We start from the raw sequence: 16,312 nt of genomic DNA on the forward strand, positions 1-16,312 counted from the left end.
CCCGCTCCGCGCAGAGTTCATTCCTGAGAAGAACGGAACCACCCCCATGTCTCGGATCACCCGAGCCGCGCTCGCCGTCGGTGCCAGTGTCGCCGCACTGACCGGCGTCGCGATCCCCGCGCACGCCGCCGACGCCGCTCCGTCCTACGTCCAGCTGCAGGCGCAGCACAGCGGCAAGTGCCTCACCATCGCCAACGGCAGCCTGCGCAACGGCGGCAACGCGGTGCAGTCGACGTGTGACGACGGCCTCGACAACCAGCTCTTCGAGCTGACCCCCACCGGTTCGGCGACCTTCACGCTGCGGGCCAAGCACAGCGGCAAGTGCCTCGAGATCGAGGACCGCGACACCAAGGCCGGTGCGAACGCCCAGCAGTGGTGGTGCGTGGACGCTCCCCAGCAGCGCTGGAAGCTGGTCCTGGTCGATGTCGCCCAGGACCTGTACGAGCTGCACCCGAGCCACGCGCCGAACCGCTGCCTGGACATCAGCGGGGGAAGCAAGGACGACGGCGCCAAGGCACAGCAGTGGTACTGCAACGGAACCGAGGCCCAGCGCTGGCGGATACAGCCGGCCAAGGCCTGAGCACCACCACCACCGACAGACTTCGAAGAGAAACGGACCACACCATGGCACGGATCGTCCGAGCCGCGCTGGCCATCGGCGTCAGCATCGCCGCGCTGACCGGCGTCACGACCACTGCATACGCGGACAGCCCCGCAGATGCGGCCAGGCGGGCCGCGGAGGACGCCGCACGGGCAGCCAGGGAAGCCAACACACAGTCGACGGCGGAAGACGCCGCACGGGCGGCCGAAGAGGCGGCCGCGGCCGCCGAAGAGGCCGACACCCGCACGAAGATGCCGGAAACGATCGTCCAGCTGCAGGTCGTCCGCAGCGGCAAGTGCCTGGAGATCAACAACGGCAGCACCGACAACGGCCAGCGGGCACAGCAGTGGGACTGCTACGGCTCCGTCCCCGCCCAGCAGTGGCGCATGGTGCCCGCCCCCGGCTCCACCTACGAACTGCGCTCCGTCTCCAGCGGCAAGTGCCTCGAGGTGGAGAACAGCGGCACCGAAGCCGGCGCCGCCGTTCAGCAGTGGACGTGCTTCGGCGGCAAGAACACGCGCTGGCAGACCGTCCTCGTCGACCCCGTCAAGAAGGTCTACCAGCTGCGTCCCACGCACACCGAGGACCGCTGCCTGGACATCACCAACGCCTCGACGGAGAACCGCGCCACGGCCCAGCAGTGGAACTGCAACCAGACCGACGCCCAGCTGTGGCGGATCCTGCCGGTCAAGCCGGCCAAGTGACCTGCACGAGGAACGGTGCCGGAAATTCCATGTACTTGAGAGGTCCAGAGTGAGTCGTCAGTGGTGGGTCGCACAGGCGCTGGCGGCCGGCATGCTGGCCGGCGGAATCGCTGTCGCGGGTGTGGCCCCGGCTTGGGCGGACGTCCCGACGGTGACGGCCGCCGTACCCGCCGCGCAGCCGGCCGATCAGCTCGCTTCCCTGCGTTCCGCGGCGGCCGAGGACGCACGCAACCGGGTGCACTACTACGCGCTGTACCACCCGGCCGCCGAGGTACGCACGTCGGCGTGGAATGCACTGCGCAACTCCCGGGGCGACGAGGCGATCACGGAGTGGCTGGCCCCCGGTGGCGGCTTCGACTATGCGAAGCAGCGGGCGCGGGACACGCGGGCCCGTAACAAGGCCTACATCGAACGGGTCGTGCGCACCCACACCCCGGAGTTCTCCCCCCAGGTGCGGGCCGCTGCCGAGCGGGCGCTGAAGGGCAGCGTCGCCGAGCAGGCCGCGTTCGTGAAGTCCGGCTATGCCGAGGCTCAGCAGCGCGACCGGGCTGCCCGGGAGGCCGACACGCAGCACAAGCTGGAAGTCGCCGCCAAGGACCGGGAGTTCGTGAGTTCGCTTGCGGAGCACGACCCGGGCGAGCAGGTACGGACAGCGGCGCAGTGGGCGCTGCGGGCGGGTGCCGGCGATGCGGACGTGGTGGAGTTCTACGGCTACGGCTGGGTGACCGGCGGGGCTCTCGACCTGGAGGAGTACCGCACCCGGATCGCCGACGCCGAGGCCGTGCGGCACTCCACCCTGAACCGTCTGATCGACGAAGCCGCCGCGGCCGAGAAGGCGTTGCAGGGCTCGGCGGATGCCGCGAAGGCCAGGGCGGAGGCCGAACGGGCGTGGAAGGCGGTGGCCGATCACGCCGCTGCCGCGCAGCTGGCCTGGCTGGCCGAACAGGCCGCCGCCAGGGCGCAGGCGGAGAACTGGCAGAACGTCGCCAACGCCGCCAAGGCCGCCAAGGCCGCCAAGGAGTCCGCGGACGGCATCTGGAAGAACATCGGCGATCCGGCCGCGGCCAACCAGGACGCCTGGGCACGGGAACAGTCGGGCGCGGGCGATGCGGCCGCGTTCTGGAAGGACATGTTCACCAGGGCCCAGGACGGCGAGAACCGCGTAAAGGGCTGACGACCAGGCCCTGTCACGCAGTTCATCGCTTCTGATCTGCCCCTGCTCGCGTATAGGGCAGGGGCATTTTTCTGTTTCTCTTTCCTTTTCAGCAGGGGGTTTCTTCCCGTGATGGGTGGATTCCGGCCGAGAGCCGGAAGACTACGCGGCGATACCGGCCGCGTAGCGAGAAAGGCCGTTTCCACGGCGGTCGTTGCAGCGCTGGTGATGGGTCTGACGGGGGAGGCCGCTGCCGCAACCGCCACGAAGTCGGCTCAGGCGGCCACGTTCGCCCAGGGCATGGCCGCCCTGGACAAGCTGGCTGCTGCGTTGCCGAAGTCTGCGGCCACGACCGCTGCCGCGCCGCCGTCCGATCTGGACAAGCTCAGTGCGGAACGTGACCGGCAACTGGTTCAGGACTTCGCGGAGTTCGATGAGGAGCCGGAGGTCCAGGAGGCCGCGAAGAAGGCGCTGGAGAGCAGCGACCCGAACGCGATCAAGGAGTTCCTGGCGCACGGTGAGGCCGAGGCCCGCAAGCGCGCCAAGGACAAGAAGGACGGCGCCGACGCCGACAATCGCCAGAAGATCGAGGCGATGCGCGGCACGGGCGGCGCGAAGTTCAACGCCGAGGTCGACCGTGTCCTGAAGGGCTCCGCCAAGGACCGTGCCGACTTCCTCGCCTTCGGTGCCGACATCGCGCGGCAGCTGGACAAGAAGGACGAGCAGAACGCCAAGGACCGCGCGGCGGAACTCCGCAAGCGCGTGGAGTTGCTGGCGGCGTCGGGCGGACCCGAGGTGAAGAAGGCCGCGCAGGCGGCACTGGCCACCAACGACGACGCCAAGATTGCGGAGTTCCTGGAGAAGGGCTACCAGGCCGCCGCGCAGAAGGACGCCGACGACCGGGCCGCGTACGAGAAGGCGCAGAAGGAGGCCCAGGAGGCGGCGGACAAGCTGCGCGACCTGGCCCAGAAGGCCGCTCGTGCCGCTGAGGCCCGCACGAAGCTGATCGCCGCGCACGGCGATGCCGTGAAGGCGCTCAAGGCTGCCTCCAACGCGATGACTTCGGCGGCTTCGGCATCGCGTGAGGCCGACCGGATGCTGTCGGCCGACCGCGCCGGCAAGCAGTTGTCCTCCTACGACAACGTCAAGGCCGAGGTCGCCCGCCAGGTCGGATACGCCGCCGATTACGCCAAGTCGGCCCAGGTCGCAGCCGCCCAGGCCAAGGTCCAGGCCGATGTACTCGTGGAGACGGGCCTGACCTACGGCACCCAGTGGTCCGAGGTCGCGCAGGGCATCGCGGCGGCTGCGGACGCGGCGGCTAAGGCGAGCGAGACGGCGCAGCACGCGGTGGACGCCACCGAGGCGGACGCGAAAGGCCTGAACGCCAAGAACGAGGCCGAGCTGCACGAGCAGCAGGCCAAGCAGTGGCGTGCGAACGCCGAGGAGCATGCGAAGGCTGCGGCCAAGCTGGCCGAGGCCGCCGACAAGCAGGCCCAGATCGCCGCCGATGCGGCCGAGCGGACCCGCAAGGCGCGTATCGAGGCCGAGAAGGCCGAGGCGGAGGCGTGGGAGCACGCCAAGAAGACGCGCGAGGCGCGTCTCGAAGCCGAGCGCCAGGCGCAGATCGCCGCCGAGCAGCGCAAGATCGCCGAGCAGGAGCGCGACCTGGCCGCCGAGGCGCGGGCGCGCGCCGAGCGCGAGCGCGACAACGCGGCGGCGGCGCGGGCGCAGGCAGAGGCCGAGGCCCGCACGGCGTCGGCTGCGCGTGCGGAGGCGCAGGAGGCTGCGGCCACGGCGGCTTCGTCACGGGCGCATGCCGAGGAGATGGAGGGCGCGGCGGCCAAGGCGGACGACAACGCCCGCGGCGAGGAGTCCAAGGCCAGCGAGGCCCGTAACAAGGCGTTCGAGGCCAGGCAGCACAAGGATGCTCAGGAGGCCCGGGCAAAGGCCACCGAGTCGATGGAGGCAGCGGCCCGCGGCACCGTTCATTCGACGGAGGCCAAGGCTGCCGCGGCGTCTGCCCGCGAGGACGCCAACAACGCTTCCACTGCGTCCGATGAAGCCCAGGGTGCCGCCGACACCGCAAGTGGTGCGGCAGTGCGGGCTCGTTCCGCGGCCACCGAGGCTGCGGGGGCGGCTGCTCGCGCTCGTGCTGCGGCGGCCGAGGCCACCGCGCACGCTGCCCGTGCCAATGAGGCGGCGAACAAGGCCGAGGCCGCTGCCGCCGCTGCAAACGCTGCGGCGAACCGTGCCGAGGCCGAGGCCCAGGCCACGCATGCTGCTGCACTGCGCGCCAACGCCAAGGCCGCGGAGGCCACGGCACAGGAGGCCCGCGCGGGTATCGCTGCCCACGAGGCTGCCCGCCTCGCCGGTCAGGCCGCGATCGAGGCCAACAACGCCCTGCAGGCGGCCAACCGCACCAAGGACGAGGCCGACGGCGCGATGCGCGAGGCCGCCATGGCCAACCTTCAGGCCCGCATCGCCGTCCAGGCGGCCGGTGCTGCCCGCACGACCGCAGCCGGCATCGCCGACCCGGCCAACACCGCGATCGCGCTGACCGCTCCGTTCTCCGGCTCGGACGTCGACGCCGACTTCGCCGCCGAAGTGGCCAAGTCCGCAGAGCAGATGGGTGACGAGCAGGTCGCGGCTGCCGAGACCAAGGCCGCCGAGGCCGTCAAGGCCGCGGATGACGCCGACGCTGCCGCCAAGCGCGCCAACGCCCAGGTCGCCCCGGCCTTCCAGGCCGCTGCCGATGCCGCGAAGTCCTCGGCGAGTGCTGCTCGTTCGGCTGCCGCAGCGATGAAGTCCGCCGCGCAGGCAGCAGTGGACGGCGCCAAGGCCCGCGCGGCCGCGGCACGCGCCAACCAGGCCGACGCCCAGGCCCAGGAGGACGCCAGGCTCGCCCGCCAGGCCGCCAACCAGGCCTGCGCGGACGCGGCTGCGGCCCGCCAGGCCGCCAACGACGCCGAGGCCGAAGCAGCCCAGGCCCGCGGTGCCGCGGCCGAGGCCGACCAGCACGCCGCTGCGGCCAGCAGCGCTGCCGACCTGGCCGAGCACGAGGCGACCGTCGCGCAGGGTGCAGCGACGAAGGCCCATGAGGACGCGGAAGCCGCCGGCAAGCTGGCCGACTCCGCCGAAAGCCACGCCAAGTCGGCGAAGGAGGCCGCTGACAACGCCCTCGAGTACGCCCAAAAGGCCGACAAGGACGCGCAGGAGGCCGAGAAGGAGCAGCGCAAGCGCGACGACGACGCCCAAGCGGAGGCTGCCAAGGACGATGGTGACGCTCCTGAACTGACCGACGAGGATAAGGAAGATCTGGCAGCAGCCGGTCTCTCCCCTGAGGAAATCGAAAAGGCTCGGCAGATCAAGAGCAAGAAGCTCTTGGACTTCCTGATGGAAGCCGGCGGCGAGATCCTCAAGGCGTACTTCTCCATCGATGACATCGTGCAGTGCGTTACGAAGGGCAACGCCGAAGCCTGCTTCTGGGCGCTGGTGAACAATCTGCCCTGGGGCAAGGCTCTTAAGGCCATCGAGGAGTTCCCGAAGATCGCCAAGGCTGTCGAGCGGCTTGCCGGAGTCGGCAAGTTCCTCAAGGAGAAGGCCAGCGCGAACAAGCTGCTCGAAAAGAGCGAGGACATTCTCGCGAAGCTCTGGAAGCAGCTCGACTGCCCCAGGAAGCACAGCTTCCCGCCCGGGACCCCGGTCCTGCTGGCCGACGGAACCCGTCGGCCCATCGAGGACATCCGGATCGGAGACCGGGTCGTCGCCACCGACCCGGAGAGCGGGGTCACCGACTCGCGACCGGTAGTGAACTTCTTCACCACGGAGACCGACAAGGACTTCGCCCGGCTCACCATCGCGACCTCTCAGGGCCTTGCCACCATCACGGCAACCGCCAACCACCCCTTCTGGCTGACTGACCGGAAGGATTGGGTGGACGCGGGGGACGTGCACGTCGGCAACAAGCTGCGCACCCCGTCGGGCGCGAGCCTTGCCGTTACCGATGTCGTCACCTACCACAAACAGCAGCGGACGCACGACCTCACGGTGGGAGGGTTCCACAGCTACTACGTCGGGGTGGGCACGGCGGACGCCCTGGTCCACAACTGCGGTGACCTGGAAGCTGCAGAACGCCGCTTCCCCGACATGGCCCACACTCTCAAAGAACACGTGAATGCGGACGCGGATCTGATGCGGAAGCTCGCCGAAAAGAAGGGCATCAACTCGAAGTGGGTGAATGCAGAGACGGCTCAGAAGGCAGTTGACCATGTTCTTGCAGAGAACAAGGATTTTATCGGCAAGCGGATCGCCAAGTGGCGCGATGGGGAGCAGGTAGAACTTCCGGTCAAGTCCTTCGGCTCCGATTCGCTGGGAACCTTCCTCAAGAAGGACGGAAGTTCGGGAGCGACCGGTAGCCGTGTCCAAGTAATCATCGTGAAGGCCAAGTATGACCCGGCAGGCAAGAAGGTCCCAGGCGGATACTATGTCTTCACTGCGTACCCGCTCGAGAAATAGGGGATGGTCAGTGGACTTCGACTTCGGGCTGACGGCGCTGGGCGGCCGGTTCCACATGGACTGGGTGCACAGCGGCGCCAACCCTCGGGAGGTTGTGCGCGGCTGGGCCGACCTCGTAGGGGTTGACGAGGACGGCTTGGAGGAGCTGCGACTTCTGCGCCGCGATGTGCTGATGCTGCTCGCGTCGCCGCTCTCGGACGAGGAGGTCCATGCACTGTGGAGAGCTGCAGCGCGCTATTATCCGGACTTCCCGGTGGAGGAGAACGAACCTGCACGGGGCCGGGTATGGCTAACGGAGATCAACCATGAGCTGCACCCCTTCCTCGGGGACTCGGCGCACGAGGCGCTCGCAATGGAATCGGTGAACGATTCCGTGCAGTCAGCGGTCATCGCACTGGCCGAGAGTCTGACGCCGCGGTCGGAGCTCCCATTGGAGCCCTTGCCGGCCAAGTCGGTGGTAGCGGCAGTGGAGCGGTGCGCGAGGGAAGTAAGTCCATCCCTCGCCTTCCGATTCCTCTTGCGCGCCTACTCGGCCTACGACAGCCCTGTCCCGGCCAGCCTCTGGCCTCGCTTCGAAGAGGTTAACCAGGCGTTCGGTTACGGGGAGTTCATGCTCTCGACGATCGAGTACCTCCTGGAGGAATAGCCGGACCGTGAAGTAAACAACTGATCGCCGATCGACGTTGCCCCGCCGGGTTGTACCCGGCGGGGCAACGTCGATTCTTGGGCACCACGCCCAGTTCCATCCTCACGTAGCCGATCCCGGAAGGATGTCGAGCATGGGCACGCTAGCCGTCGAGTGACGACCCACCCGGTCACGAGCTCCGCGGAGAGGCACGAAGCGGAAAGCAGCACCGGCTTACCGTCAAAGACGAAGCGCCAAGTTCGCACACAGACCGCTGCGATTGCAGGCAAGGCCAGCACTCCAGCCACACGTTCGGGCACAACGCGCTCAGTGACTTGCACCTGGTCCACGACCAGGCTGCGGTCCCCGATGTCGCCTGCCCATATGGACTGCCCGGAACCCCAGGCTTCTGAGCGAGATACCGGATCCCCCCGTCGGCGAATCGACCTGAAGGACCGGACGAAGACGCTCATCCCCCCGCAGGAGGGTTTGCGAGGCCAACCGCCGCAACACCCGCAAGCCGCCCCTGACCGCTCCCCCGCACCAAGAGATCCCATTTGACAGGTAAAGGGAATGTGAAAAGATCCTGATGATTGCGTGATGAACCTTCGCTTCGGCAAGGGGCATCACACCTCCGCCTTCGATTCGATGGAGTCTTACGTGACTCACCTTCCTGGCCGCAAGCGCGGACGCATCCTGTCGCGTGCCGTCACCGCAGCGATCGCCGCGACACTGATCGGCACCGCAGCCGGGACCGCTTCCGCTGCCCCTGCCACCGATCCGACCGCCGCGAAGGTCGCGGAATCCGGTGCTCCGCAGGCGGCTCCGCGGGCAACCGCCTTTTCGCCCAGCGCCAGCGCCCCGTCCTTCCCGCTGCGCGCGGTCGATGACATCGGCTGGGTCTGGGAGTACGAGCCCAACGGCCGCGGCAACTTCAAGGACCGGGAGTGGTACGGCTGGGACTGGGACGGCGTTTCCGCCGCCGTCCCGGTCGACAAGGACCAGGACGGCCGTCCTGACGGCGATTACCTCCGCGGCTACGACGGCAAGCTGCTCTTCTTCCCGGCCGGCAACAAGGCCAAGCAGGAGATCGGCCCCGGCTGGAACACCTACGACCGCATCTTCTCCCCCGGCGACCTCGGCGGCGCCGACGGGGCGGACGTTCTGGCGCGGGACAAGTCCGGTGTGCTGTGGCGCTACAAGGTCCGCTCGGACAACACCCTGACCGACCGTGTCCGCGTCGGCGGCGGCTGGGACCAGTTCACCGACATCGCCGGCTTGGGCGACCTCAACGGTGACGGCAAGCCCGACATTGTCGCCAAGGACCGCCAGGGCGTCCTCTGGTTCTACAAGGGCAACAGCAGCACCAAGGACCCCTTCGACAACCGCGTCAAGGTCGGCCAGGGCTGGAACACCTACAACACGCTGATCGCCACCGGCGACGTCGACCGCGACGGCCAGAGCGACCTGCTCGCCCGCGACCGCGACGGCGTCCTGTGGCTCTACAAGGGCAACGGCAACCAGCGCGACCCGTTCGAGAACCGCACCCGCATCGGCGGCGGCTGGGACCAGTACCGCCTGATGTTCTGAGCCTGACCACCAACGCGCAGGGCCGCGCCCCCGACACGGGGGTGCGGCCCTGCGCGTTGGTGAAGACCAACTGTCCGAAAAACGGGTGGAAATGCGGGGATCCTATGGAATGATCAGAACACATCGCAGCCACCCCAGAAGGGTCACTGCGTCACTTTCGTTTCTTTGGGGGGAACTTCGTGGCCAACATCTCCGGCCGTAAGGGCGCTCGCACCTTGTCCCGCTTCGTCACCGCGGCGATAGCCGCCGCACTGATCGGCACCACCGCCGGTACCGCTGCCGCCGCCCCCGCCACCGACCCGGCCCCGAAGGCCGCGGAGGCCAGCATTCCGCAGGCCGCGCCGCAGGCGACGGCCTACTCCGCCAGCGCCAGCGCCCCGTCCTTCCCGCTGCGCGCGGTCGACGACATCGGCTGGCGTTGGGACTACGTTCCCAACGGCAGCGGCAACTTCAAGGACCGTGACTGGTCCGGCACCAACTGGGAAGGTGTCTCCGCCGCCGTTCAGGTCGACAAGGACCAGGACGGCCACCCCGACGGGCAGTACCTCCGCGGCTTCGACGGCGAGTTGCTCTTCTACAAGGACGGCGTCGAGCCCAAGCAGGAGATCGGCCCCGGCTGGAACATCTACGACCGCCTCCTGTCCCCCGGTGACCTCACCGGTTCCGGCAAGCCGGACCTTCTGGCCCGGGACAAGTCCGGTGTCCTGTGGCTCTACCAGACCCACGCGGACAACACCCTGGGCGACCGCGTCCGCATCGGCCGCGGCTGGGACCAGTACACCGACATCGCCGGCTTGGGCGACCTCAACGGCGACGGCAAGGCCGACATCGTCGCCAAGGACCGCGACGGCGTCCTGTGGTTCTACAAGGGCACCGGCAACATCAACGACCCCTTCGCCAGCCGCGTCCGCATCGGCGGCGGCTGGGACCAGTACAACATGCTGCTGGCCACGGGCGACGTCGACCAGGACGGCCGCAGTGACCTGCTCGCCCGCGACCGCAACGGTGTCATGTGGCTCTACAGGGGCAACGGCAACCAGAACGACCCCTTCGACAACCGCACCCGCATCGGCGGCGGTTGGGACCAATACCGCCTGATGTACTAAGCCTTCCACACAATGGCAGGGGTCGCACCGGCACGCGGTGCGACCCCTGCCGTTGTCAGTGCCCCGTGGAATGATCAAGGCGTATCGCGGCATCCCGCACGGAATGTCGCACCTTGCCCCGATCCACAGGAGAACCACGTGGCTCAACTCCCTGGCCGCAAGCACGGGCGCGCGCTCGCGCGCCTCGCCACCGCGGCGATAGCCGCCGCACTCATCGGCACCACCGCCGGAACCGCTGTCGCCGCCACCGCCCCGACCCCCGGCGCGCCTCAGTTCCCGCTCACCGCAGCCGACCGCTCCGGCAATGTCTACCTCTACGGCTCCGACGGGCACGGCGGCTTCTCCGACCGTGAGCGCATCGCCGAGGACTTCCAGTACATGACCGCGGCCACCCGCGCCGATCACAACCAGGACGGTCTCCCCGACGGCCTCTACACCCGCTGGCAGGACGGCACGCTGCACTTCAACACCAGCGGCAAGTCCCTGACCATCGGCGGCGGCTGGGACATCTACGACCGGATCTTCTCCCCCGACAACCTCACCGGCAGCGGCCAGTCCGACCTCCTCGCCCGCGACAAGTCCGGCGTGTTGTGGCTCTACAAGGCCCGTCCCGACGGCACGCTCGGCGACCGCGTCCGCGTCGGCCGCGGGTGGGACATCTACACCGACATCGTCGGCCGCGGCGACCTCAACGGCGACGGCAAGACCGACGTCGTCGCCAAGGACCGCGACGGAGTCCTCTGGTTCTACAAGGGCACCGGCAACATCAACGACCCCTTCGAAAGCCGCGTCCGCATCGGTGGCGGCTGGGACGCCTACGACGCACTTGTCGCCACTGGTGACGTCGACCAGGACGGCCACAGCGACATGCTCGCCCGCGACCGCAACGGCGTCCTGTGGCTCTACAGGGGCAACGGCAACCAGAGCGACCCCTTCGAGAACCGCACCCGCATCGGGGGTGGTTGGGACCAGTACACCAGCCTTTTCTGAACCGAGAAGCAGAGCTGGTTGATTTTTGAAGATCCTGTGGAAGGATCCAGGAGATCTTGTGACGCCCCGTTCAGGGGCGTCACGTCTTTCTTACCTGCCTTACCTGCTATAGGAGCACCACGTGGCCCAACTCTCCGGCCGCAAGCGCGGACGCGCACTCTCGCGTCTCGCCACCGCAGCAATCGCTGCCGCACTGGTCGGTGCCACTGCCGGAACCGCCGTCGCCACCCCGGCGCCGCCCGTCCCGGCACCCCTGAAGGCCGCCCCGGCGGTTCCGCGCGACGCGGTCCACCCGACCGCTGCCGCGCCCTTCTTCCCGCTGTTCGCCACCAAGGCGTCCGGCGAGGTCTACACGTACGAGCCGAACCTCCAGGGCGGCTTCGGCGACCGGGAGATCGTCAAGGACAGCGACTCGCGGGACGCCACCGCATCGGTGCAGGTCGACCTCAACCAGCACGGTCTGATGGACGGCCTCTACCTCCGCGCCACCGACGGCTCGCTGGTCTTCACCAGCGTTCCCGAGAACGAGAACGAGGAGCCGAAGACCGGGCGGATCGGCGGCGGCTGGAACATCTACGACCGCATCCTCTCCCCCGGTGACCTCACCGGCAGCGGTCACGCCGACCTCATCGCCCGGGACAAGTCCGGTGTCCTGTGGCTCTACCAGACCCGCCAGGACGGCACCCTCGGTGACCGCGTCCGTATCGGCCGCGGCTGGGACATCTACACCGACATCGTCGGCCGCGGCGACCTCAACGGCGACGGCAAGACCGACCTCGTCGCCAAGGACCGCAACGGCGTGCTCTGGTTCTACAAGGGCACGGGCAACATCAACGACCCGTTCGAGAGCCGCGTCCGCGTCGGTGGTGGGTGGAACACGTACGACATGCTGCTGTCCACCGGCGACATGAACGCCGACGGCCGCAGCGACATGCTCGCCCGCGACCACGACGGCGTGCTCTGGCTGTACAAGGGCAACGGCAACCAGTCCGACCCCTTCGAGAACCGTGTCCGCATCGGCGGCGGTTGGGGCCAGTACAACAGCCTCTTCTAGACGCCCTCTTCTCAAGGCCCGGCAATTCACCGGTACTTCGCGGCGCTCCGTTTCCCGGGGCGCCGCTCCTTTTCCTCTTCCTCCTCCCTGCCATAGGAGCACTACATGGCCCGACTTCCCGGCCGCACGCGCAGGCGCGCCCTGTCCCGCCTCGCCACCGCGGCGATAGCCGCCGTACTGGTCGGTACCACCGCCGGAATCGCGAACGCCGACCCGGCGCCGTCCCACGAATCGCGGGCGGAGTCGCCCCGTTTCCCCCTGCTGGCCACCGACGGGGCCGGCGCGCTCTTCGAGTACCTGCCCGACGGGCACGGCGGGTTCGGCGACCGCAAGCAGGTCGCCCCCCGCTGGCGCGCCACCGCCACCGTCCAGGTCGACCTCGACCAGAACGGTCTCGTCGACAGCCACTACTTCCGTACGGCCGACGGCTCGCTCTACCTCGCGCACCTCAAGGACAACGTCCGGCGCATCGGCGGCGGTTGGGACATCTACAACCGTCTACTCTCCCCCGGTGACCTCACCGGCAGCGGTACGCCGTCGCTCCTCGCCCGTGACAAGACCGGCGACCTCTGGATCTACCAGGCCCGCCCGGACGGCACCCTGACCGATCGTGTCCGCGTCGGTCCCGGCTGGGACGTCTACACCGACATCGTCGGCCGCGGCGACCTCAACGGCGACGGCCACACGGACATCGTCGCCAAGGACCGCAACGGCGTACTGTGGTTCTACAAGGGCACCGGCAACATCAACGACCCGTTCGAGAGCCGCGTCCGCATCGGCGGCGGCTGGGACGCCTACGACATGCTGGTCTCGTCCGGCGACGTGAACCTCGACGGGCGCAGCGACCTGCTCGCACGCGACCACGACGGCGTCCTCTGGCTCTACAAGGGCAACGGCAACCAGAACGATCCGTTCGACAACCGGGTCCGCATCGGCGGCGGCTGGGACGAGTACACCAACCTGTTCTGACCGGCGGATGCCGTAAGCGCATGGCAAAGGGCCGCACCCCGGACAATCGGGGTGCGGCCCTCGGCGTTTGGCTGCTACTTGCGGATCAGCGAGCGCAGCACGTACTGCATGATGCCGCCGTTGCGGTAGTAGTCCGCCTCACCGGGGGTGTCGATGCGGACGACCGCGTCGAACTCCACGCCCGTGTCGGTCGTGACCTTGACCGTGCGCGGCGTGCGGCCCTCGTTGAGCTCGGTCACGCCGGTGATGGAGAAGGTCTCCTCGCCGGTCAGGCCGAGGGAGTCCGCCGAGGCGCCCTCCGGGAACTGCAGGGGCAGGACGCCCATGCCGATCAGGTTCGAGCGGTGGATGCGCTCGTAGGACTCGGCGACGACGGCCTTGACGCCCAGGAGCGCGGTGCCCTTGGCCGCCCAGTCGCGGGACGAGCCGGAGCCGTACTCCTTGCCGGCCAGGACGACCAGCGGGATGCCGGCGGCCTGGTAGTTCTGCGAGGCGTCGTAGATGAAGGAGACGGGGCCGTCCACCTTCGTGAAGTCGCGGGTGAAGCCGCCCTCGGTGCCCGGCGCGATCTGGTTGCGCAGGCGGATGTTGGCGAACGTACCGCGGATCATGACCTCGTGGTTGCCGCGGCGGGAGCCGTAGCTGTTGAAGTCGCGGCGCTCGACGCCGTGCTCCGTGAGGTACTTGCCGGCCGGGGTGTCGGCCTTGATCGCACCGGCCGGGGAGATGTGGTCGGTGGTGACCGAGTCGCCCAGCTTGGCCATGACGCGGGCGCCGGTGATGTCGACGACCGGGGCCGGCTCCATCTGCATGCCCTCGAAGTACGGGGGCTTGCGGACGTAGGTGGACTCGGCGTCCCACTCGAAGGTGTTGCCGGTCGGGATCGGCAGGGCCTGCCACTGGGCGTCGCCCGCGAAGACGTCCTGGTAGGACTTGTTGAACATGTCCTCGCCGATGGCGTTGGCCACGACGTCGTTGACCTCGGCCTCGGAGGGCCAGATGTCCTTCAGGAAGACCGGGTTGCCCTCGGTGTCCGTGCCCAGGGCGTCGCGCGTGATGTCCACCTTCATGGAGCCCGCGAGGGCGTACGCGACGACCAGCGGCGGGGAGGCCAGGTAGTTCATCTTGACGTCGGGGTTGATCCGGCCCTCGAAGTTGCGGTTGCCGGAGAGCACCGAAGTCACGGCCAGGTCGTGGTCGTTGACGGCCTTGGAGACCTCCTCCGGCAGCGGGCCGGAGTTGCCGATGCAGGTGGTGCAGCCGTAGCCGACGAGGTTGAAGCCGACCTTGTCGAGGTAGGGGGTCAGGCCCGCCTTGTCGAAGTAGTCGGTGACGACCTTGGAGCCCGGGGCGAGGGTGGTCTTGACCCACGGCTTGCGGGTCAGGCCCTTCTCGACCGCCTTCTTGGCCACCAGCGCGGCGGCGACCATGACGTACGGGTTCGAGGTGTTGGTGCAGGAGGTGATCGCGGCGACGGTGACGGCGCCGTGGTCGATCGTGTAGGTCGTGCCGTCGGGGGCGGTGACGGTGACCGGGTTCGACGGGACGCCGTTGGCGGCGGCCGGGGCGTCGGAGGCCGGGAAGGACTCCTCGCCCGCCTCGTCGGCGGTGGAGACGTAGTTGAGGACGTCACGCTCGAACTGGGCCTTGGCGTCGGCGAGGACGATGCGGTCCTGCGGGCGCTTGGGGCCGGCGATGGAGGGGACGACCGTGGAGAGGTCCAGCTCCAGCTTCTCGGAGAAGTCCGGCTCGGCGGCCGGGTCCAGCCACAGGCCCTGCTCCTTGGCGTAGGCCTCGACGAGCGCGACCTGCTGCTCGCTGCGGCCGGTCAGGCGCAGGTACTTGAGCGTCTCGCCGTCGATCGGGAAGATCGCGGCGGTGGAGCCGAACTCCGGCGACATGTTGCCGATGGTGGCGCGGTTGGCCAGCGAGGTGGCGGCGACGCCCTCGCCGTAGAACTCGACGAACTTGCCGACGACGCCGTGCTTGCGCAGCATCTCGGTGATCGTGAGGACGAGGTCCGTGGCGGTGGTGCCGGCGGGCAGCTCGCCGGTCAGCTTGAAGCCGACGACGCGCGGGATGAGCATGGAGACCGGCTGGCCGAGCATCGCGGCCTCGGCCTCGATGCCGCCGACGCCCCAGCCGAGGACGCCGAGGCCGTTGACCATGGTGGTGTGCGAGTCGGTGCCGACGAGGGTGTCGGGGTAGGCCTGGCCACCCCGGACCATGACCGTACGGGCCAGGTGCTCGATGTTCACCTGGTGCACGATGCCGGTGCCCGGCGGGACGACCTTGAACTCGTCGAACGCGGTCTGGCCCCAGCGCAGGAACTGGTAGCGCTCCTTGTTGCGGCCGTACTCCAGCTCGACGTTCTGGCCGAAGGCGTCCTTCGTGCCGAACTTGTCGGCGATGACGGAGTGGTCGATGACCAGCTCGGCCGGTGCCAGCGGGTTGATCTTCGCCGGGTCGCCGCCGAGCTCCTTGACGGCCTCGCGCATGGTGGCGAGGTCGACGACGCAGGGCACGCCGGTGAAGTCCTGCATGATCACGCGGGCCGGCGTGAACTGGATCTCCTGGCTGGGCTGGGCCTGGGAGTCCCAGCTGCCGAGCGCGCGGATGTGGTCGGCGGTGATGTTGGCGCCGTCCTCGGTGCGGAGCAGGTTCTCCAGGAGGACCTTGAGGCTGTAGGGGAGGCGCGCGGAGCCCTCCACCTTGTCCAGCCGGAAGATCTCGTACGACTCGTCGCCCACCCGCAGGGTGCTGCGAGCGTCGAAGCTGTTCGCCGACACGACAGTCTCCTTCATGTGCATGAATTCGCGTACTACGGCAATCCTGCCGCCCCATCACCGCGCGGACCCGCTAAGGTGTGCCTAAGTTAGGTACGCCTTACTGGCGCGACAGCGGTACGCCTTCTCGGCAGATATCTCGATGTCGAGATAACAGTAGTACATGGCCGGTGAATGGTCATGTCCTGATGATGTCCCGACGGGCCGGTCCACGCCCGG

Annotated in this window: 11 protein-coding genes; 10 read left to right on the top strand and 1 reads right to left on the bottom strand. The window is 68.6% G+C overall.

All coding sequences use genetic code 11. The annotated features are described in order from the left end of the window. Positions 1–46: 46 nt before the first annotated feature. The 10 genes from ACMATS_RS10020 (at position 47) to ACMATS_RS10065 (ending at position 13,307) form a co-directional block, all read left to right on the top strand. Complete coding sequence (locus ACMATS_RS10020; RefSeq protein ID WP_414167719.1) at positions 47–580, top strand: RICIN domain-containing protein; 534 nt, start codon at positions 47–49, stop codon at positions 578–580. A gap of 44 nt (positions 581–624) precedes the next feature. Beyond that, positions 625–1,305, top strand: coding sequence for an RICIN domain-containing protein (locus tag ACMATS_RS10025; RefSeq protein WP_336416894.1), 681 nt, complete (start codon positions 625–627; stop codon positions 1,303–1,305). 49 nt (positions 1,306–1,354) lie between these two features. After that, the gene (locus ACMATS_RS10030) at positions 1,355–2,479 is read left to right on the top strand and encodes a hypothetical protein (RefSeq protein ID WP_414167720.1); all 1,125 of its coding nucleotides are present in this window, start codon (positions 1,355–1,357) and stop codon (positions 2,477–2,479) included. Between the two features lie 279 nt (positions 2,480–2,758). Beyond that, on the top strand, positions 2,759–6,973 hold the full coding sequence (locus ACMATS_RS10035) for a polymorphic toxin-type HINT domain-containing protein (protein WP_414167721.1): 4,215 nt from the start codon (positions 2,759–2,761) through the stop codon (positions 6,971–6,973). Positions 6,974–6,983: 10 nt separating this feature from the next. Further along, positions 6,984–7,619 (top strand): hypothetical protein, encoded by a 636-nt coding sequence (locus tag ACMATS_RS10040; protein ID WP_414167722.1) that lies wholly within the window; start codon positions 6,984–6,986, stop codon positions 7,617–7,619. Positions 7,620–8,258: 639 nt separating this feature from the next. Then, positions 8,259–9,188, top strand: a complete 930-nt coding sequence (locus ACMATS_RS10045) for an FG-GAP repeat domain-containing protein (RefSeq protein WP_414167723.1) — start codon at positions 8,259–8,261, stop codon at positions 9,186–9,188. 179 nt (positions 9,189–9,367) lie between these two features. Then, the gene (locus tag ACMATS_RS10050; protein ID WP_390778298.1) at positions 9,368–10,294 is read left to right on the top strand and encodes an FG-GAP-like repeat-containing protein; all 927 of its coding nucleotides are present in this window, start codon (positions 9,368–9,370) and stop codon (positions 10,292–10,294) included. A 138-nt stretch (positions 10,295–10,432) separates the two neighbouring features. Then, positions 10,433–11,284: an FG-GAP repeat domain-containing protein gene (locus tag ACMATS_RS10055; RefSeq protein ID WP_414167724.1), complete on the top strand. Its 852-nt coding sequence runs from the start codon at positions 10,433–10,435 to the stop codon at positions 11,282–11,284. A 121-nt stretch (positions 11,285–11,405) separates the two neighbouring features. After that, the gene (locus ACMATS_RS10060) at positions 11,406–12,338 is read left to right on the top strand and encodes an FG-GAP repeat domain-containing protein (protein WP_414167725.1); all 933 of its coding nucleotides are present in this window, start codon (positions 11,406–11,408) and stop codon (positions 12,336–12,338) included. Positions 12,339–12,443: 105 nt separating this feature from the next. Next, positions 12,444–13,307: an FG-GAP repeat domain-containing protein gene (locus ACMATS_RS10065; protein WP_414167726.1), complete on the top strand. Its 864-nt coding sequence runs from the start codon at positions 12,444–12,446 to the stop codon at positions 13,305–13,307. Positions 13,308–13,381: 74 nt separating this feature from the next. On the opposite strand, the gene acnA is transcribed toward ACMATS_RS10065, so the two are convergent. After that, positions 13,382–16,096, bottom strand: coding sequence for an aconitate hydratase AcnA (gene acnA, locus ACMATS_RS10070; protein WP_414167727.1), 2,715 nt, complete (start codon positions 16,094–16,096; stop codon positions 13,382–13,384). Positions 16,097–16,312: the final 216 nt, after the last annotated feature.

Origin of the sequence: Streptoverticillium reticulum (assembly GCF_047456005.1) — a bacterium.
Lineage (GTDB): Bacteria > Actinomycetota > Actinomycetes > Streptomycetales > Streptomycetaceae > Streptomyces > Streptomyces reticulum.

Coding starts and splice junctions, on each gene's coding strand:
- ACMATS_RS10020 (WP_414167719.1), top strand. CDS start 47: ATGTCTCGGATCACCCGAGCCGCGCTCGCCGTCGGTGCCAGTGTCGCC.
- ACMATS_RS10025 (WP_336416894.1), top strand. CDS start 625: ATGGCACGGATCGTCCGAGCCGCGCTGGCCATCGGCGTCAGCATCGCC.
- ACMATS_RS10035 (WP_414167721.1), top strand. CDS start 2,759: ATGGCCGCCCTGGACAAGCTGGCTGCTGCGTTGCCGAAGTCTGCGGCC.
- ACMATS_RS10065 (WP_414167726.1), top strand. CDS start 12,444: ATGGCCCGACTTCCCGGCCGCACGCGCAGGCGCGCCCTGTCCCGCCTC.